The sequence below is a fragment of the Pseudomonas sp. S3_C06 genome, assembly GCF_054667675.1.
Window position 1 is genome coordinate 5826358 of the sequence record NZ_CP162747.1, and the last position, 18881, is coordinate 5845238.

The window sequence follows — 18881 nt, forward strand, 5'->3', positions numbered from 1 at the left end:
ACTTCTTTCCTGATTGATCCCCCGCACAGTTCCCGCGCCTAATTTTTTTGCGCGAGGGAACGCTCATGTTTGATCCACTTATTCAGTCCACTTCGCACACCCGCGTGCGCTGATGGAAGCCGTCACCCGCATCGAGCAAGCACTCGACAGCTTTCCCGCCACCCTCAGTATTTACCGCGAACAGCTCAGGCATTGGGCCAGTCGAGCGGCGGACAAGGTCAGCCACGCGGCGGATCTGCCGTCGTTGATGGGTATGGAGCGGGTCATCCGCTTCGGTGCCGACAGCACTGCCGTCAGCAGCACTGACAACGAATTTTTCTCAGGTGTCGTCCAGTGCCCGAAGAGCAGGGTGATGGAGATCGAGAGCAAGTTTGAGTCGGTGTACGACATTGCGCTCGGCAACATTGTGGTCGATGTGATCGCCATGGATGGTGGTGAAACCACGCCCGTGACGCTCGACGCGCAGGGCAAGGGCTCGTTCAGAGGCGTCGCGGGGAAGTTCTACCGGGTGCAGGTGCACAGCGAGGTCACTGAGAGTCAGGTCGAGGCCCTGTTCAAAGCCTATGACGGCCTGACCGCTGAGCTGGACGGCTGGTTACGCAGCGAGTGGCAGGGTTTCAAACCGCAGTGGTCGCAGTCGGTGGCGACGGCAGCGGGCAACGGCATGCTTGCCGGGAGTTGGGCGGCGATCGAGGGGGTGTGGGACAGCATTGGCCTGCTGTCGGACATTCTCAAGGATCCCGGAGCGTTCGCCGAGCGGCTGGGTGAGGGCGCCACGCAGTTGATGGCGCTGGCAGCGACAGCCCCCGACGTCATGGAAAAGCTTCAACTGCTGGTCAGTGACGAAGCTGCACTGTGTTTATTGCTGCGCACGGCCAGCCTTTGGCTGGAGATGCTGCCGCCCAGTGAAATCGCCGGCAAAACCGCGGAAGCGGCGTCGATGATGATGGTGCAGTTGCTCATCGATGTGCTGATCAGTGTCGTTCTGACGTTCGTCAGTGGTGGCGCAGGCATCGCTTATCTGACGTTGCGTCTGGCGGATCGCGCCGTTCAATTGCTGTCGGCGGTGAAGCGTTTGGTGAAGGCGATGTTCGGCATCGTCGAAGGGTTCATCAAATACGTCGATCAATACAAAGCCGTTGCCGCCCGCGGCATCGCCGCCGGGGTGAAAAAGGGCCGGATGCAGTTGCGCTGGGATGCGCAGCGCAACACCTTGTTGAAGAAAGACGAGCATCACGACGACTCGCCGGATCAGGCGAAAAATCCCAACGGTGACGGCGCTGATTGCGTGCCCTTCACCTGCACCAACGGCTGTCCGGTGTCGATGGTCACCGGCGAAGAACTGCTGACCCTGACTGATGGGGTGCTTGATGGCGTGTTGCCGTTTGAGTTCACGCGGTTGTATCGCTCTAGTGCCGCTGAGATCGATGTCGGGCTGGGGTTTGGCTGGAGTCATTCGCTGGCGCATCGGCTGGAGTTTTTCGCCGATGAGGTTGTTTGGGTCGATCACGAGAACCGGCGCACCTGCTTTCCGCTGCCGAGTATTGAGCGCCCGGCGATTCACAACAGCCTGTCACGGGGGGCGATTTTCCTGGGCGATGAACCGGAAGAGCTGATCCTCGCACTGGCCGGGGAAACGGCGCGGTTTTATCACTTTCGTGCAGGACGGCTGACGGCGATCAGCGATGCCTATGGCAATCGTCTGACGGTGCAGCGCGATCGATCTGACCGGGTGCAACGCCTGGATAACGGCGCCGGGCGCTCGCTGCTGTTGCGCTATGACCGCGCGCAGTTGCTGGGTGTCGATTACCAGGTGTTTCGCGAGGGTGTCTGGAGCACCGAACAGGCGCTGGTCAGTTACCGCTACGACGCCTATCAGCACCTGATCGAAGCCAGCAATGCCGTCGGTGAAAGCGAGCGTTACGACTACGACGACACGCACGTGATTCTGCAGCGGCAACTGGCCGGCGGCGCGAGTTTTTTCTGGGAGTGGGAGCGGTCGGGGAAAGCCGCACGTTGCGTGCGTCACTGGGCGTCGTTTTCGCAGATGGACACCCGTTACGTCTGGAATGACGACGGCAGCGTCGCGGTGCATTACGTCGATGGCACCGAAGAGGTTTACGTCCACGACGAGCGTGCGCGGCTGGTGCGCAAGGTCGAGGCCGACGGTGGCGAGCAGCTCAAGGCCTATGACTCTTCGGGTCGCTTGATTGCCGAGCAGGATGCCTTGGGCGCGGTCACCGAATACCGCTACGACGAGGTCGGACGGCTGGTGGCGCTGATTCCGCCGGACGAGGCGCCCACGTCCTACGAGTATCGCAACGGCTTCCTGCATAAACGCTCTCGCGGTGACGCGGTGTGGATCTACCGGCGCAATGCCGAGGGTGATGTCACCGAAGCGGTCGACCCCGACGGCCAGGTCACCCATTACTACTACGACACCCGGGGTCAGTTGCTGTCGATCCGCTATCCGGACAGCAGCCGCCATCGCCTGGTCTGGAATGCCCTCGGCCAGTTGACCGAGGAAACCCTGACCGACGGCGGCGTGCGGCGTTTTTCCTACGATGCGCTGGGGCGACGGACCACAACCGCGGACGAACACGGTGCGGTCACCCGGCAACATTGGGACGCCGTCGGCCGACTGATTCAGGCGACATTTCCTGACGGTGCGACCCGCGCCTACAGCTACGGCGCCTACGGTCAGGTCACTGCCGAGCGCGATGAGCTCGGGCACATCACCCGCTACGAATACGACGATGACCTGCACCTGGTCTCGCGGCGGATCAACCCCGATGGCACACGGGTGCAGTACCGCTACGACCATGCGCAACTGCTGCTCACCGAGATTGAAAACGAATCGGGGGAAAAGTACCGGCTGGATTACACACCGACCGGGCTGATTCGTCAGGAAAGCGGTTTTGACGGCCGGCGCACGGCGTACGCCTATGACCTCAACGGCCATCTGCTGGAGAAGACCGAGTTCGGCGATGACGGCTCTTGTTTGCTCACTGCGTATGAGCGCGATGCTGCCGGGCGTCTGCTGATCAAGACCCTGCCCGACGGCCTCAAGGTCACCTACCAATACGACCGTCTCGGCCGTTTGATTGGCGTCGACGACGGCCAGCAACACCCGCTGGCCTTCGAGTACGACCGCCAGGACCGGCTGATCACCGAGCATCAGGGCTGGGGCACTCTGCGCTACCGCTACGACGCCTGCGGCCAGCTCAAGCGCATGCGTCTGCCGGACAACAGCGTGCTCGACTACCGCCACGCCAAGGGTGGCGCGCTGACCGGCATCGACCTCAATGGGGCCGAGTTGAGCCGTCACGTCTACCGGTCCGGCCGCGAACGGCAACGTCAGCAAGGCCTGCTGCTCAGCGAATATACCTACGACGATCAGGGACGATTACTCGCCCACGCCGTAGGCCATCAGCGCGATGCGTTGTACCGCCGCGATTATGCCTACAGCGCCAACGGCAATCTCGCGCATATCGCCGACAGCCGCCACGGCCAGCGCACCTACGGCTACGACGCCCTCGACCGGCTGATCCGCGTACGCCACTCACGCGACGAACTGCCGGAAAGCTTCGCCCACGACCCGGCCGGCAACCTGCTGATGCAGGACCGCCCCGGCCCGAGCCAGATCCAGGGCAATCGCTTGCTCATGCAGGGCGACCGTCATTACGACTACGACGCCTTCGGCAACCTGATCCGCGAGCGTCGTGGCCGCGCCCAGACACTCGTTACCGAATACCGCTACGACTGCCAGCACCGCCTGATCGGCCTGACCCGCCCGGACGGCCAGACCGCCAGTTACCAATACGACGCCTTCGGCCGGCGCATCCGCAAAACCGTCGGCGACGCCACCACCGAGTTCTTCTGGCAAGGCGACCACCTCGTCGCCGAAAGCAGCGAAAGCGAATACCGCAGCTACGTCTACGAACCCGGCACCTTCCGCCCCCTCGCGCTGCTCGACGGCAAAGGTCCGAAAAAAGCCTGCCCGTTCTACTACCAACTCGACCACCTCGGCACCCCGCAGGAACTCACCGACTACAGCGGCGACATCGTCTGGTCCGCGCAATACCACGCCTACGGCAAAGTCGCCGCACTGACCCTGGCCGGCGAGGACTACCTGAACCAGCCACTGCGCTTTCAGGGGCAGTACTTCGACGGCGAAAGCGGCCTGCATTACAACCGCCACCGGTATTACGACCCGAGGCTGGGGCGATATCTGACGCCGGATCCGATCAAGTTGGCCGGTGGGTTGAATCAGTACCAGTACGTGCCGAATCCGACAGGGTGGGTAGATCCGCTGGGGTTGAGCTCTAACTGCCCACCGCCGAATAAGCCTGGGTGTGAGGTGCCGGGTGGGATTGACGGGGCCAAGGTTGATGAGGGTGAACCAGCGCTGCCGAAGATGACGGCGCAGGAGCGTAGGGCGAGGATAGATGAGTTGGCGGAGGCGAATGCGAAGCGACGGGTATTGGAATATGAAAATATTTATGGCATGCACACCGTTGAAAAGCACAGCCCGGAAATTTCGGATAGAGCACTTAAGCAGCGCGCTATTAATGGTGCGAACCCTCATACAGGAGTTGTTCCAAGGCGTGCACGAGGCAACCTTAGTTCGCAGTTTTATAATTGGCGCATGCACTTAGGGGCGTTAAATAAAGCGATGACGAAAGATAAGCATGGTCTGATAATGCATAACGGAGTGGATCAGAATAACAATCCAATAGTGAGGCTAGAGTTGCCGGGTGCGGGGCGTGGGTACAGGCCAAATAGAAGGGATGTTCAAAATCCTATTTTAAATGAGCACCTAAATTGGTTTGAGGTAAAATTTGATGAAGTAAATACGCAAAAACCATTTACAGGATTCCCTACATAGGTGAAGTGATGCTGAAAAATCCCTACCTTAACGAAGCGTTTGAACCGAATTTAATGTGGTTTGTAGGAGTGCTTGATGTTTATGATCGGGAAGAAACTCGAGGTGCAGAGCTTGAGATCTATAACCCCAATGTTTCTGCCGATAGAGAGTTGTTAATTAAAAGGTATTGTCTGAATCTTCCGTATCTTACCTGTAGACATAAACTAGTATTGGTTGAAAGCTTGGAAGAGAAACTCAGAAATCCAAAGTATGACTTCCAGCTCCTGTTTGAAATCGATCCGTACGAAGCTGCAAGTTGGCCTCGTGAAGAGTGGGATGCCCTAGAAAACCCCCGAGGTTTTTTCCAGGATATCTACCGGTTTGCGATGGAGGTTTGGGAGCATGATCTAGCAAAAGCCGCTAGTGAAGATCGGTCCACATGGTAGTTTTCGGTTGTTCTATAACATCAACGATGGCCTGAAACGAGCGCTTCGATAAAGGGCAGCGCCTTCATGCTCTCGATAACATGCACGCTATACCCCGGAACATTCTTCGCATGATGCTTCGCCTGGGAAGCCATTTCCGCAAGCTGACTGGCGTCGAGTTGTGCGCAGGCTTCAGGGTGTAGATGCACCACGCCAATGGAAAGCGACAACAGCGGAAACTCCTGCCGCACCCCTTGGCGATTCGGCGCAATAAAACATCCCGCCTCAAGGTGTTCAGACCGGTAGAAACGTCGGCATTGGCTCTGAAAGTCATCAAGCAGTTGATTGAGGCGTTTGCGCCAGTCTTCCGGGCCGAGGACGAGCAGGAAGTCGTCGCCGCCAATATGGCCAACGAAGTCGCGGGACGGGTCGACCCGTTCATTCAGGCATTGCGCCAGGCACAGCAGAACTTCATCACCCCGTCCGTAGCCGTAGATATCGTTAAAGGGTTTGAAGCTGTCGATGTCGACGTAGCAGATGACGGATTCTCGTCCCTGTTGCAGCAGGCGAGTCAGGCACTGCTGGATCGGCACATTGCCAGGCAGCAGAGTCAGTGGGTTAGCGTAGCGAGCCTGTTGGATTTTCAGTTCGGTAATCAGTTTGAGCACATCAATCACTCTGCCAAGGCCGAGATACCCGCCGTTGAGGGTGATGATGAAGTCTTCTTCGATGCGCTGACGGGCACGGCTGGTGATCAGGCGGCTGACCTGTTGCAGCGACTGGCTCATTTCCACGGCGAGGAAGTCGTCGTTCATCAGGCGACTGATCGGTTTACGGGCGAACAGGTCGGTGGCGAACGGTTTGAGCAGGGCATCGGACAGGGAATGACGATGGACGATGCCGCAGGGTTGGCCTTGTTCGTCGAGTACCGCCAGTGAATTGAGGTTGGCCTGGCGGCGAAAGGCCTCCAGTACGTTGGCGGTGGGTGTGTCGCGATGCACGGCCGGTTGCTCGTTGAGCAGGGCGCTGAGGTCGCTGCCTTCGTCGTTCAGCGCAACGCTGCTGCTGTCGTGTTTGGGCATCAAGGCGCGGGCATCGCGCGGTGGTTGTTCCTGAGGGCGGCCGAGCAAGTAACCCTGAACCAGATCGACACCCATCTCGGTCAGCACCGCGAGTTCTTCCGGCAACTCGATGCCTTCGGCGATGACTTGCGCCCGAGAGGCTTTGGCGATTTGCAGAATCGAGCCGACGAACTCGCGCTTCAACGCATCCTGATGAATGCCGTCGATGAAGTGTCGATCGATCTTCACGTAGTCCGGACGAAGTTCTGACCACAACCGCAGGCTCGAATAGCCGGCACCGAGATCATCCAGTGCAATCGAAAACCCCATTGCCCGATAGTGATGCAAGGCAGTTTGCAGCAACTGAAAGTCGTCGATCGGCGTTTGTTCAGTCAGTTCGATGACGACCTGGCTGGGCGGAATGCCGAAATCCTGCAGCAACTGCAACGTGCGCCCCGGTTGATGCGCGGCTTCAAGCAAGGATTCCGGCGAGACGTTGAGAAATAGTTTGCCCGGCAGTTGCTGCTCGTTGAAGCGGCGACAAGCGCTCTGGCGGCAGGCGATCTCCAGTTCGCTCAAACGTCCGGCCTGACGTGCCACGGCGAACAGCGCGATCGGCGAGTGGAGAGGACTGTTGGAAGGGCCGCGCGTGAGCGCTTCGTAGCCGAGAATGCGGCGTTCGGAGAGGCTGATGATCGGTTGGAACAGGCTGTGTAAACCGCTTTGAGTCAGGATCGAGCTCAAGGCACTCAGCTGTTCGGTCGTGGTCATGGCAATCTCTGGCGATAAAAAAAGGACTGGGAGCGTTCTCGATGAAGAGAGTGGCTCCCAGTCCTTTATTGCACGACAGAATGATGACTGTTTGATGACGATCCGGGGATCGTCAGCATTAAATTGCCATCACCTTACTTCTTGGCCACCTGATTGCTCAGCTTCAGGTAATCCAGCAGCACGCGCCCGGTTTCGCTCAGATAGGCATCGTCTTCCGGTTTGACCTTGTCCGGGTCAGCGGCCGCAAGGGCGTCTTCGTCTTCTTTCTTCAGTTCTTTGAGCGGCTCTTCGCCTTTGGCTTTGCGACGGATGTTTTCCATCGTCAGTTGCTTGGCGTCGATGTCGTTGTGCTGGGCACGGCGTTCGGCTTCGTTGAGGCTGACGGTTTTTTCTTCCATCAGTTTCTGCGCCAGGGCCAGCTTGTCGCGGATGAACACGAACTCGGCATCCTTGGCGGTGCGCGTGTCATGCTCGGACTTGAGCTGGGCCAGGAACGGCTTGAACGGATCGGCCGCCGGTTTGATTGCCGCGCGGATGGTGTCCCACGGCATGGCTTCCGGCAGGGCGCTCTCGCCGATTTCCTTGGTGTCGATCAGCGACGGATAGTCGATGTCCGGCAGCACGCCTTGATGCTGGGTGCTCTGACCGGACACACGGTAGAACTTGGCCAGCGTCAGCTTCAGTTCGCCATGGTTCAGCGGTTGAATGGTCTGCACGGTGCCTTTACCGAAGGTCTGGCCACCGATGATCAGCGCGCGGTGGTAGTCCTGCATGGCGCCGGCGAAGATCTCCGAAGCCGAAGCGGACAAGCGGTTGACCAGCAACGCCATCGGGCCTTTGTAGAACGCGCCCGGGTTTTCATCTTCGAGTACGTCGACACGGCCATCGGCATTTCGTACGAGTACGGTCGGGCCCTTGTCAATGAACAGGCTGGTCAGCTCGGTGGCTTCCTGCAGGGAACCGCCGCCATTGTTGCGCAGGTCGATGACCACGCCGTCGACTTTGTCTTTCTGCAGCTCGGTGAGCAGCTTCTTGACGTCACGGGTAGTGCTCTTGTAATCCGGATCACCGGCACGGAACGCCTTGAAGTCGAGGTAGAAAGCTGGAATCTCGATGACGCCGAGTTTGTAGTCCTTGCCGTCCTGTTTCAGGTTGAGCACGGACTTCTTCACGGCCTGGTCTTCGAGCTTCACCGCTTCCCGGGTGATCGGCACGATCTTGGTGGTCTGGTCGTTCGGCGCATTGCTCGCCGGAATCACTTCCAGACGCACCACGGTGCCTTTCGGACCACGGATCAGTTTGACCACTTCGTCCAGACGCCAGCCGACCACGTCGACCATTTCTTTGTTGCCTTGGGCAACGCCGATGATCTTGTCGGCCGGGGCGACCTGTTTGGTCTTGTCGGCCGGGCCTGCCGGCACCAGACGCACGACTTTCACCTGGTCGTTGTCGCTCTGCAACACGGCACCGATGCCCTCGAGGGACAGGCTCATGTTGATGTCGAAGTTTTCCGCGTTATCCGGCGACAGATAGTTGGTGTGCGGATCGTAAGACATGGCGAAGGTGTTGATGTACGCCTGGAAGATGTCTTCCGGACGGGTCTGGTCCAGGCGCGCCAACTGATTTTTGTAGCGCTTGGTCAGGGTTTCCTGGATCTGCTTCGGCTCTTTGCCGGCGATCTTCATCCGCAGCACTTCGTCCTTGACGCGTTTTCGCCACAGGTCGTCGAGTTCAGCGGTGGATTTGAGCCAAGGGGCGTCCTTGCGATCGATCAGCAAGGTTTCCCTGGTGGTGAAGTCCATCTTGTCGACGCCTTTGTTCAGCTCGGCAAGGGCGAAGTCCAGACGCGACTTGACGCGGTCCAGATAGCGCTTGTAGATGGTGAACCCGGCGTTGAGGTCGCCGCTTTTGAGGAAGTCGTCGAACTGCGTCTTCCACTTGTCGAATTCGCTGATGTCGCTGGCCATGAAGTAGCTGCGCGACGGATCCAGCAGCTTGAGGTAGCTGTCGTAGATGATCACCGAGCGCGCATCGTCGAGCGGCGGCTTGCTGTAGTGGTGACGCTTAAGCAACTCGACGACGTTCAGGCTGGCGATGACTTCATCGCGATCAGGCTGCAATTTGTCCCAGCTGTTGGCTGCGAATGTATTGCCCGACACCGGCAACAAACCGATACCGATGAAAAGAGCGAGGGCGGTGCTGGGGAGCAAATGCTTCATGCTGATTCGACGCGGGGACAATTGATAACGCATATTAGGCCGTCTTTGAAGTCGCCGGTTCTACGAGAGCCGGTCGCATAATGCAAAAAGCCCGGCGCTACAGCTTCGGGCTCAGTCCAGACTCACTATGGAGGCACTGTGAAGGCATTGCAAGGCGTTGACGGTCAAGTGGCATGGGTTGAAGAGCCGAGTCCTACGTGCGATGTAGGACAAGTCCGCATTCGAGTGGCGGCTGCGGGTCTCAATCGCGCCGATTTATTACAGAAAGCAGGGCTCTATCCGCCGCCGCCAGGGGCCAGCCAAGTGCTCGGTCTTGAGTGCTCAGGGGTCATCAGCGAGGTCGGCGCGGGCAGTGCGTGGCAGGTCGGCGATCGGGTTTGCGCCTTGCTGGCCGGGGGCGGCATGGCCGAAGAGGTGGTGGTCGACGGGCGGCACGTGCTGCCGGTTCCCGAAGGCGTCTCGCTGATCGAGGCGGCAGCATTGCCTGAGGTTTATGCAACAGTCTGGCTGAATGTGTTTCAACTTGCGGCGCTCAAACCGGGTGAGAAAGTTCTCTTGCACGCCGGCGCAAGTGGAATCGGTTCAGCCGCCATTCAGTTGTGCAAGGCGTTTGGCAATCCGTGTTGGGTCAGCGTCGGTTCGACCGAGCGTTTGGCTTATTGCGAGGCGCTGGGCGCGCAGGGCGGGGTGGTGCGCACCGATGATCTGGAGAGCCTGCGTGATTTCGGGCCGTTCAATGTGATTCTCGATCCGGTGGGTGGCAATTATTCGGCGTTGAATCTCAAGCTGATGGCGCTGGATGGGCGATGGGTGTTGATCGGTTTGATGGGCGGTCGTGAGGCGAAACTGGATCTGGCGCAGGTCTTGGCCAAGCGTGTGCAGTTGCTCGGCTCGACGTTGCGTAGTCGTGACGATCAGTTCAAGGCGGATCTGTTGAGTGATCTGGGCCAGCAGGTGTGGCCGTTGTTTGCTGAGGGGCGGTTGCGTCCACAGTTGGCCAAGGCGTTTGCGGTGAAGGATGCCGAGGCGGCGTTTGCGGAGTTGGCGAGCAATACTGTTGCTGGAAAACTGGTTTTGGTGATCGACGACAGTCTGAGCTGAGCACGGAAAAGCCCCTCACCCTAACCCTCTCCCAAAGGGAGAGGGGACTGACCGGGTTGTTCTGTCGGGCTACATCGACCTGATGCATCGGGTCGAACTCAGGTTTGGAATATCAGCCTGCCTGTGCAGATTAAATCTTTGTCATTTCCAGAGATGGATTGGCCAGTTGGATTTTTCGGCGTGCTCCAGCAGCACTGGGTCCGGATTCACCACGTGCGGGAAATCCACCTTCAGCAACAGCGGCAGATCATTGCGCGAGTCGGAATAGAAACTCGCACCTTCCAGGTTCTCCTCTTCAGCATCCAGCCACTCCAGCAAGCGAGTGATTTTACCTTCGCGGTAGGTCAGGGTGCCAACGGTGTGTCCGCTGTACACGCCATGGGCGATTTCCAGTTCAATCCCCAGAACTTCATCAATGCCCAGTCGATCGGCAATCGGTCTGACCAGATGCGTGCCCGACGCCGAGATCACCAGAATCCGGTCGCCGGCCTTGCGGTGGGCGGCGATGGTTTTGGTCGCGTCGCTGAAGATGATCGGTTCGATAAAGTCTTCAACCCATGGCCCGACCAAGTGCTCGACTTCTTCCGGCGTGCGGCCGATCAGCGGCTCCAGGCTGAACTCCATGTAGTCTTCCATGCGCAATTTGCCATGGCTGTAGGCGTCCATCAGTTCGTTGTTCTTGCGCATGAACGACTCGGGATCGACCCAGCCGAGGCGCCCCATCTGCTCGCTCCAGAGGGTGGCGCAGTCGCCGTGGATCAAGGTTTCGTCCAGATCAAAAATTGCCAGGGCCATCAGTGCAGTTCTCTCTTCAACGTCAGCAAAGTCATCAGGCTACCTCACACAGGGCCGTTGGATCGATGGAAAGCGCCAGACGCTGACCGTCGGGATGGAGATCGGCCGCCGAGCGGTTGAGCACATCCACCACCAGTTCCACGCCGCGCGCTTCGATCCGGTAGCGGATGACGTTGCCAAGAAGGCTGTGGCTACGGATCTGCGCGTCGAGTTCACCTTCGAGGCTCAATTCGATGGCTTCCGGGCGAATGGCGATGCGGTGGCTGATCGGGCGCTGCAGCAGCTTCGACGCATCGTCGGCATCGAGCAGGTTGTAGTTGCCGATGAAGCCTGCGGCGAACACATCGACGGGTGCGGTGTACAAGGTTTCGGCATCGCCGCTTTGTACGATTTGTCCCTGATTCATCAGGAAAATGCGATCAGACATGGTCAGCGCTTCTTCCTGATCGTGGGTGACGAAAATCGTCGTCAGGCCGAGTTCGCGCTGAATCTGGCGGATCTGTTCACGCAGGTGTTTACGAATCCGCGCATCGAGCGCCGACAGCGGCTCATCGAGCAGCAGCAAACGCGGACGTGTGACCAGCGAGCGGGCGAGGGCCACGCGCTGACATTGTCCGCCGGACAGTTGATGTGGATAGCGGCTGGCGAAGTCGTTCAGTTCAACAAGTTTCAACACCTCGGAAACGCGTTTATGGCTGTCGTCGGCATTGACCTTCTGCATGCGCAAACCGAAGGCGACGTTTTGCTCGACGGTCATATTGGGGAACAGCGCATAACTCTGAAACACCATGCCAATCCCGCGTTTCTGCGGGCTCAACGGCACGATATCGACGCCATCCAGCAGAATCTTGCCGCCATCGACCGGCGTCAGACCGGCAATGCAACGCAGCAGGGTCGACTTGCCGCAGCCGGAGGGGCCGAGCAGGGTGACGAACTCGCCCTTGTTGATCTCGCAGTCAATGTCGCTGAACACGGTGGTGCCGGCGTAACTTTTCTGCAGGTGTTGGACGCTGACATAGCTCATTCGCTTTTGTCCTTGTTCAAGATGTTGGCGATCCAGGTCAGGACCAGCACGAAAAAGAAATACGAAATAACCAGCGCGCTGGTGAAGTGGCCGCTGCTGTTGCGCATGTTGTTCAGATAAACCTGCAAGGTTTCGTAACGCGTGCCGACCAGAATATTGGCGAAGACGAACTCACCGAACAGGAACGAGAACGACAGCAGCAACGCGACCATCAGGCCTTTGCGCAGGTTCGGCAGCACCACCAGAAACGCTGCCTGAAAGGTGCTGGCGCCGAGCAGTTGCGCAGCGTCCATCAGGTCTCGCAGGTTGATCGCTTGCAGGTTGTTGGTGATCGCCCGGTACATGAACGGCAGCGCCACGGTGAAGTAGCAACCGATCAGAATCCACGGCGTGCCGACCATCGCCATCGGCCCGGAACCGTAAAGTTGCAACATTCCCACCGACGACACCACTGGCGGCACCGCGAAGGGCAGCAGGATGAGGATGTTCATCAGCGCATCGAGTTTCGGAAAGTGGTAATGCACCACGAACAGCAGCGGCAGGATCAGTACCACCGACAGCACCAGCGCGCCGACACACACCAGCAGCGACTGGCCGAAGGCGTGAAGAAAGCGCGGATCGCTCCACAACTGGATGTACCACTTGAAGGTGAAACCGCTGGGCAGGATGGTCGCCGACCAACTGCTGGCGATCGAATAGACCAGCGTGCCCACGAGTGGCAGCAAGAGGATGGCGAACAACAGATAAACCACGACGCGGTGGTAGAGGCCGGCCGGGCCGGATTCAGCGCGAGACATGGTAGCTCCTCTTCAACAGCAGTTGATGCACGACGGTGACGATGGTCATCAGCGCCACCAGCACCACGGCCAAAGCGCTGGCCAGATTCGGGTCAAGGGAAATGTCACCGGAGACCATCGCCGCAATCCGGATCGGCAGGACGTTGAAGTTGCCCGTCGTCAACGCGTACACCGTGGCGTAGGCACCGAGGGCGTTGGCCAGCAGGATCACGAATGTACCGAGCAGCGCCGGGGTCAGCACCGGCAAGCCGATATGCCGCCAGAATTGCCAGCCATTGGCGCCAAGCAGTGCGGCGGACTCGCGCCAGTCTTCACGCAAGGCGTCGAAGGCGGGATAGAGCAGCAGCACACCAAGGGGAATCTGGAAGTAGGTGTAGAGGATAATCAGCCCGGTTTTCGAGTACAGGTTGAAATCCTGAATGATCCCCGACTGCTTCAGCATGATCGTGATGCTGCCGTTGAAACCGAGCAGGATGATGAACGCGAAGGCCAAGGGTACGCCGGAAAAATTGCTGGTCATGTTGGCGAAGGCATTCACGAAATTGCGCAGTTTCGAATCGACCCGGCGCAGGGAATACGCACCCAGTACGGCAATGATGATGCCGAACACGCTCGACCAGAAACTGATTTCGAGGCTGTACTGGATCGCCTGCAAATAGAACTTCGAGCTGAAGATCTTGCTGAAGTTGGCCAAGCCCCAGCCGAATTCTTCTGATTGCAGGCTGCTGATCATCACCCAGGTCAGCGGAGCGATTTCGAAGACGATAAAGAACAGCGCGAAGGGCACCACGCACAGGGCTGCCAGCCATTTACCGCGAGTCATTGAGTTCACTTGAGCAACTCCCGGCACACCGGTTTGTCATGGGGCACGCCGAGCAGTTCGCAGACCGTGCCGCAGATTTCGGTCTGCTTCGGTGCGGCGTCAGCGTCGAGGCTGAACGCGTCACCGAGGACAAACAGCGGCACCTGACGCTCTTCCGGCAGCAGGCCGTTGTGCGAGCGATCGTTGTTCATGCCGTGGTCGGCGGTCACCAATACCTGATAGCCAGCGTCGAGCCAGTTCTGCAGATAGTCGGCGAGGATGATGTCGGCGAAGCGCGCGCTGTTGCGGTATTGCGAAGAGTCGAGGCCGTGTTTGTGCCCGGCGTCGTCGATGTTCATCGGATGGATCAGCAGGAAATCCGGATCGTGGCGCAGGCGCAGGTTTTCTGCGTCGGCGAACAGGTGCGAGTCCGGGTAGTGATCGCTCCAGTAGAAATGCCCGTGCTGGATCGGCAGCGACAGATTGTCGGTGTGGCGGTCGCGTGCTGCCACGAACGGCGAACGGTTATACAACTCGCTAACCCAGTGATACGCCGCTGCCGCGGTTTTCAGGCCGGCATCGCGGGCGTAGTGATAAATGCTGCGCTGATTGGACAAGCGCGAGACGTTGTTGTGGACGATGCCGCTGTCGATCGGCGGCACGCCGGTGAGGATGCATTCATAAAGCGGTCGGGACAGGGCCGGCAGTTCGCACTCCAACTGGTAGAGCGCGGCGCGTCCTGCGCCAACATAAGCCTGCAGATGCCCCATGGCGTGACGCGCGACCTCGTAGTTGAGGCCGTCGAGCACGACAAGGATGACGTTGTGCTTCATAGGGGCAAAAACTCCGCGAAACAGGAAATTTCAGATTCAACCGAGATCCCCTGTAGGAGTGAGCCTGCTCGCGATAGCTGTTGAACATTCAACGACAATGTTGACTGAATTACCGCTATCGCGAGCAGGCCCACTCCTACATGGGTTTTGTTTCAGATCACACAGTAGTGATCAGCCGCTTTATTTCATCTCGACGATGACTTCTTCGTTCCACTGCTGTGGCAGGGCCTTGGAAGTCTTTTCCCACGCATCGGCGTCTTTGATCGGGGTGACCTTTTTGTACTGCTCGTTCGGCAGCAGTTTGGCTTTCACGTCTTCCGGCAGTTGCAGGTGTTCGGCGCGGATCGGACGGGCGTTGCCGCGCGCGAGGTTGGTCTGGCCGGCGTCACTGAAGATGTATTCGCGGGTCAGCTTGGCGGCGTTCGGGTTTTTCGCGTACTTGTTGATGATCGTGGTGTAGCCGGAAATCACCGAACCGTCGGACGGGATCAGCACCACGTAGTCATCCGGGTTGGCCATCTTGGCTTTGTAGCTGAGGCCGTTGAAGTCCCAGACCACACCGACTTCGATCTCGCCTTTTTCCATGGTGGCGATGGTCGGGTTAGCCATCGACAGACGACCTTGCTTGGCGATGTCGGCGAACAGCAGCAGCGCAGGCTTGATGTTTTTCTCGTCGCCACCGTTGGCCAGTGCTGCAGCCAGAACGCCGTTGGCGGCTTGTGCGGCGGTGCTCACGTCACCGATGGAAACCTTGTATTTGCCGCCCTTGAGGTCTGCCCATTTGGTCGGTACTTCGGAGCCGTGCAGCAGTTTTTTGTTGACGATGAAGGCGATGGTGCCGGTGTAGGCCAGCGCCCAGTTGCCGTCCTTGTCCTTGGCCCAGTCCGGAACCTGATCCCAGGTGCTTGGCTTGTACGGTTGCACCACGCCTTGCTTGACCGCGATCGGGCCGAAGGCCGCACCGACGTCGCCGATATCGGCGGTGGCGTTATCTTTTTCCGCGGCAAACTTGGCGATTTCCTGGGCCGAGCTCATGTCGGTGTCGATGTGTTTCAGGCCGTAGGTTTTGGCCAGGTCTTCCCAGGTGCCTTTCCAGTTGGCCCAGTCATCGGGCATGCCGACGCTGTTGACGGCACCTTCCGCTTTCGCAGCGGCTTCGAGGGTTTTCAGATCGGTGCCGGCCGCCATGGCGGAGGTGCACATTGCAATGGTCGAGCCTAACAGTGTTGCCAGGAAAAGCTGTTTCATTCCGAAGCTCCTTGGTCGTGTTCAACGCTGCGATTGCGGTGTGTGTTGGTCTAGGTCAGCAATACCTGAGCCAATTTAGGCGGGCTGGATGACACTTTGATGTCGGCGGCCCTGCGGCAGGTCTTTTGTTTGCTCGGTATCAGCGGTTGCCAGATAAGCGTAGACCATGCCCAAGCCCCGGCGGACAAGGGACTTGGCCGATGTATTGCAAGTCATGAGGACGACCGTTCGGTAGTTTTGTCATCTCTCGGTCATCTGCACTGCCTAGGCTTGCAATACCACGCAACGGCTCGATTGCCGTGCGATTTTGCCCTGAAACAGTGCTGGTCTAGTCCAGATAGGTAACGTTGATGCGCGATGAGGCAACAAAAGCGGTGACAGCGATTGGCCAGGTGCTGCAGGAACAACTCGATCACGGGTTGCTGGCGGCGGGCAGCAAGTTGCCGGCTGAGCGCAAGCTCAGTGAGTTGTTCGGTACGACGCGGATTACCGTGCGTGAGGCGTTGTTGCAGTTGGAGGCGCAGGGGCAGATTTATCGCGAGGAGCGACGGGGCTGGTTCGTTTCGCCGCCGCGTCTGGCGTACAACCTGATGCAGCGCAGTCACTTTCACGCAATGGTCAGTGCGCAGGGGCGGGTGCCGTCGACCGAGGTGATTTCGGCACGTTTGCAGCCGGCGTCGGCGGCGGTGTGTGCCTGGTTGCAGTTGCCGGCGTTGTCGAGTGTGATTCAGATTTGTCGGTCACGGCGGATTGATGGGCGGTTGGTGTTGTATGTGGAGCACTATTTGAATCCGCAGTTTTTTCCGGGGATTCTTGAGTTTGATTTGAATCAGTCGATGACCGAGTTGTATGCGCGGCATTACGATTTGCACTATGGGCGGGTGCGTTTTGAGATTGTGCCTACGTCGTTGTCGGTGGATGCGGCGGCGGCTTTACGGGTGTCGGTGGGGAGCCCGGGGTTGCGGATTGCTCGGGTCAATTATGATCAGCATGAGCGGTTGATTGATTGTGATCTGGAGTTTTGGCGGCATGATGCGATTCACGTTGGGGTTGATGTTGTTTGAGCTTTGACCTTGGCGGCCTGTGGGCCGACCAGGCTATTGGGTTCTGTGTGAATATCCGTTTCTGCGGGTGTCGCGGCTGGCGGTTTCGCTCTTACAGCGACTCACTTTTCCAGGCGCCGAAAAGTAAGCAAAAGGCTGGGCCCCGGCGTTCGGCCCGCTCGCTGGGGCTCGGGGTTCCTTCGCTCCGGGATCGATCCGGGGGCATCGCTTCCGGTTTGCTTCGCTGCACCTCCTTTCGATGTGTTCGACTTCGTCGAACGGTCGCTACGCTCCCACCCCCGGATCAATCCCTCCACTCAGCCTGCCGAAGGGGCCGGCACGGCAAGATCAAGAGCGGTACTCGAGCTTGCGCTCATTGTGTTGAGTGGGGCGGCTTTGCCGCGTGGGTTGTTCGCAAATCAAAACTGTGGGAGCCAGCCCTGCTGGCGATGGCGGCCTGACAGCCGACCTGTTTCTGGCAGGCTGCACACGTTCCAAATGTGGGAGCGAGCCTGCTCGCGAAAGCGCCCCCACAGTCACCTCATCCCTATTTGCCTGCCCCCGCATTGGCATACAAATAATCCGTCGCCAACGAGGCCAATGTCCTCACGCCCACCACCAGCGCCGACTCATCCACAAAGAACCCGGGATTATGATTCGGCGCTGCCTTGCTCATGTCCTGATCCCTCGGTGTCACGCCGAGAAACACAAACAGCCCCGGCACTTCCTTGGCAAAGAACGAAAAATCTTCCGCGCCCCCCACCAGCGGTGCATTCACCACATCATCCTTGGCCGCCCACTTCAACGTCGGCAGCATCTTTTCCGTCAGCACCGGATTGTTGATGGTCGGGTCGTATTTTTCGATGATGGTGACGTCGGCTTTGGCGCCGCCGCTTTCGGCGATTTTTTCCACGGTCTGGCGTACGTCGGCATGCAGTTTCTGGCGGATGCCGTAGTCGTAGGAGCGGATCGTGCCGGTCATGTCGACCGTTTCGGGAATGATGTTGTAGCGCGTGCCGCCGTTGATGGTGCCGATGCTGACCACTGACGGATAAGAGGAGATATCGGTGCGGCGGCTGACCACGGTTTGCAGGCCGACGATGGTTTGTGCGCCGACGGTGATCGGGTCGATGCCGTCCCATGGGCGGCCGGCGTGGGTTTGTTTGCCGAGGATTTTGATGCGCAGGTCGTCGGAGCTGGCGAGGGTGGCGCCCGGGCGGTAGGCGATCTGGCCGGCAGGGACGCCGGCCCAGACGTGCAGGCCGAAAACCGCATCGGGTTTCGGTGATTTCATCACGCCTTCCTCGACCATCATTTTCGCGCCCCAGGTGTTTTTGCCGTCGGGGATGAAGTCGCTCGGGCCTTCCTCGGCGGGCTGGAAATAGAACACCACGGTGCCGGGCAGGGTGTCGCGCATGCCCGTGAGAATTTTCGCCGTGCTCAGCAGGATCGCGGTGTGGGCGTCGTGGCCGCAGGCGTGCATGACGTCGACTTCTTTGTCCAGATAGATGCCTTTGGCTTTCGAGGCGAACGGCAGGTCGGCGACTTCCTTGACCGGCAGCGCGTCCATGTCGGCGCGCAGGGCCACGGTCGGGCCGGGCAGGGCGCCTTTGAGGACGGCGACCACGCCGGTACGGGCGACGCCGGTTTTCACTTCCAGGCCCATGGCCTTGAGTTGTTTCGCGACCAGTTCGGCGGTGCGTTTTTCCGTGTTGCCGAGTTCTGGATGAGCGTGGATGTCGCGGCGGGTTTCCAGCAGTTCCGGCTCGAGCTTTTGCGCTTGTTCGGCGATTTGCGTGCGGGTGCTTTCCAGTGTCGCGGCGCCAGCGTGGCTGGCGAACAGGGTGAATAGAACGGCTTGGGCAATGCGCGTCAGTTGCATCGGGTTCTCCTTG

At 59.1% G+C, this 18881-nt stretch carries 14 protein-coding genes; 4 read left to right on the forward strand and 10 right to left on the reverse strand.

Annotated features, from left to right (window positions below):
- Window positions 1-112 precede the first annotated feature (112 nt).
- The gene (locus AB4N44_RS25980; protein WP_460158136.1) at window positions 113-4888 is read left to right on the forward strand and encodes an RHS repeat-associated core domain-containing protein; all 4776 of its coding nucleotides are present in this window, start codon (window positions 113-115) and stop codon (window positions 4886-4888) included.
- Window positions 4889-4896: 8 nt separating this feature from the next.
- On the forward strand, window positions 4897-5313 hold the full coding sequence (locus tag AB4N44_RS25985; RefSeq protein WP_460111483.1) for a hypothetical protein: 417 nt from the start codon (window positions 4897-4899) through the stop codon (window positions 5311-5313).
- Window positions 5314-5333: 20 nt separating this feature from the next.
- Here the strand turns inward: AB4N44_RS25985 and AB4N44_RS25990 are convergent, their stop codons facing one another.
- Both AB4N44_RS25990 and AB4N44_RS25995 read right to left on the reverse strand, forming a co-directional pair.
- Entirely contained in the window at window positions 5334-7124 is a 1791-nt protein-coding gene (locus tag AB4N44_RS25990) for a bifunctional diguanylate cyclase/phosphodiesterase (RefSeq protein ID WP_460111480.1), read from the reverse strand.
- Window positions 7125-7258: 134 nt separating this feature from the next.
- Window positions 7259-9343: a carboxy terminal-processing peptidase gene (locus AB4N44_RS25995; RefSeq protein ID WP_174244439.1), complete on the reverse strand. Its 2085-nt coding sequence runs from the start codon at window positions 9341-9343 to the stop codon at window positions 7259-7261.
- 138 nt (window positions 9344-9481) lie between these two features.
- Between AB4N44_RS25995 and AB4N44_RS26000 the strand changes: the two genes are divergently transcribed.
- Window positions 9482-10444, forward strand: a complete 963-nt coding sequence (locus AB4N44_RS26000) for a zinc-binding dehydrogenase (protein ID WP_127926392.1) — start codon at window positions 9482-9484, stop codon at window positions 10442-10444.
- Between the two features lie 141 nt (window positions 10445-10585).
- Here the strand turns inward: AB4N44_RS26000 and AB4N44_RS26005 are convergent, their stop codons facing one another.
- From AB4N44_RS26005 to AB4N44_RS26035, 7 genes are all read right to left on the reverse strand, one after another.
- Window positions 10586-11239 carry an HAD family hydrolase gene (locus AB4N44_RS26005; RefSeq protein WP_460111479.1) on the reverse strand — a complete coding sequence of 218 codons (654 nt, stop codon included), beginning with the start codon at window positions 11237-11239 and terminating at the stop codon, window positions 10586-10588.
- A gap of 34 nt (window positions 11240-11273) precedes the next feature.
- Window positions 11274-12263, reverse strand: a complete 990-nt coding sequence (locus AB4N44_RS26010) for an ABC transporter ATP-binding protein (RefSeq protein ID WP_460111477.1) — start codon at window positions 12261-12263, stop codon at window positions 11274-11276.
- Complete coding sequence (locus tag AB4N44_RS26015; RefSeq protein ID WP_460111475.1) at window positions 12260-13060, reverse strand: ABC transporter permease; 801 nt, start codon at window positions 13058-13060, stop codon at window positions 12260-12262. Before AB4N44_RS26015 ends, AB4N44_RS26010 begins: the two co-directional genes overlap by 4 nt.
- Complete coding sequence (locus tag AB4N44_RS26020; RefSeq protein ID WP_410479219.1) at window positions 13047-13883, reverse strand: ABC transporter permease; 837 nt, start codon at window positions 13881-13883, stop codon at window positions 13047-13049. Before AB4N44_RS26020 ends, AB4N44_RS26015 begins: the two co-directional genes overlap by 14 nt.
- Before the next feature lie 5 nt (window positions 13884-13888).
- Entirely contained in the window at window positions 13889-14695 is an 807-nt protein-coding gene (locus AB4N44_RS26025; RefSeq protein ID WP_127926394.1) for an alkaline phosphatase family protein, read from the reverse strand.
- A 180-nt stretch (window positions 14696-14875) separates the two neighbouring features.
- Complete coding sequence (locus AB4N44_RS26030; protein WP_007916337.1) at window positions 14876-15943, reverse strand: ABC transporter substrate-binding protein; 1068 nt, start codon at window positions 15941-15943, stop codon at window positions 14876-14878.
- A gap of 75 nt (window positions 15944-16018) precedes the next feature.
- Window positions 16019-16159: a hypothetical protein gene (locus AB4N44_RS26035; protein WP_160038873.1), complete on the reverse strand. Its 141-nt coding sequence runs from the start codon at window positions 16157-16159 to the stop codon at window positions 16019-16021.
- 134 nt (window positions 16160-16293) lie between these two features.
- Here AB4N44_RS26035 and AB4N44_RS26040 point away from each other — a divergent pair, with 134 nt between their 5' ends.
- Window positions 16294-17007 carry a UTRA domain-containing protein gene (locus tag AB4N44_RS26040; RefSeq protein WP_007916338.1) on the forward strand — a complete coding sequence of 238 codons (714 nt, stop codon included), beginning with the start codon at window positions 16294-16296 and terminating at the stop codon, window positions 17005-17007.
- Window positions 17008-17533: 526 nt separating this feature from the next.
- Here the strand turns inward: AB4N44_RS26040 and AB4N44_RS26045 are convergent.
- The gene (locus AB4N44_RS26045; RefSeq protein WP_160038875.1) at window positions 17534-18868 is read right to left on the reverse strand and encodes an amidohydrolase; all 1335 of its coding nucleotides are present in this window, start codon (window positions 18866-18868) and stop codon (window positions 17534-17536) included.
- Window positions 18869-18881: the final 13 nt, after the last annotated feature.

What these genes read in the sequence shown, in the direction of transcription:
- AB4N44_RS25980 (WP_460158136.1), top strand. Translation starts at nt 113, where the DNA reads ATGGAAGCCGTCACCCGCATCGAGCAAGCACTCGACAGCTTTCCCGCC.
- AB4N44_RS25985 (WP_460111483.1), top strand. Translation starts at nt 4,897, where the DNA reads ATGCTGAAAAATCCCTACCTTAACGAAGCGTTTGAACCGAATTTAATG.
- AB4N44_RS25990 (WP_460111480.1), bottom strand. Translation starts at nt 7,124, where the DNA reads ATGACCACGACCGAACAGCTGAGTGCCTTGAGCTCGATCCTGACTCAA.
- AB4N44_RS25995 (WP_174244439.1), bottom strand. Translation starts at nt 9,343, where the DNA reads ATGAAGCATTTGCTCCCCAGCACCGCCCTCGCTCTTTTCATCGGTATC.
- AB4N44_RS26005 (WP_460111479.1), bottom strand. Translation starts at nt 11,239, where the DNA reads ATGGCCCTGGCAATTTTTGATCTGGACGAAACCTTGATCCACGGCGAC.
- AB4N44_RS26010 (WP_460111477.1), bottom strand. Translation starts at nt 12,263, where the DNA reads ATGAGCTATGTCAGCGTCCAACACCTGCAGAAAAGTTACGCCGGCACC.
- AB4N44_RS26015 (WP_460111475.1), bottom strand. Translation starts at nt 13,060, where the DNA reads ATGTCTCGCGCTGAATCCGGCCCGGCCGGCCTCTACCACCGCGTCGTG.
- AB4N44_RS26020 (WP_410479219.1), bottom strand. Translation starts at nt 13,883, where the DNA reads ATGACTCGCGGTAAATGGCTGGCAGCCCTGTGCGTGGTGCCCTTCGCG.
- AB4N44_RS26025 (WP_127926394.1), bottom strand. Translation starts at nt 14,695, where the DNA reads ATGAAGCACAACGTCATCCTTGTCGTGCTCGACGGCCTCAACTACGAG.
- AB4N44_RS26030 (WP_007916337.1), bottom strand. Translation starts at nt 15,943, where the DNA reads ATGAAACAGCTTTTCCTGGCAACACTGTTAGGCTCGACCATTGCAATG.
- AB4N44_RS26035 (WP_160038873.1), bottom strand. Translation starts at nt 16,159, where the DNA reads ATGACTTGCAATACATCGGCCAAGTCCCTTGTCCGCCGGGGCTTGGGC.
- AB4N44_RS26040 (WP_007916338.1), top strand. Translation starts at nt 16,294, where the DNA reads ATGCGCGATGAGGCAACAAAAGCGGTGACAGCGATTGGCCAGGTGCTG.
- AB4N44_RS26045 (WP_160038875.1), bottom strand. Translation starts at nt 18,868, where the DNA reads ATGCAACTGACGCGCATTGCCCAAGCCGTTCTATTCACCCTGTTCGCC.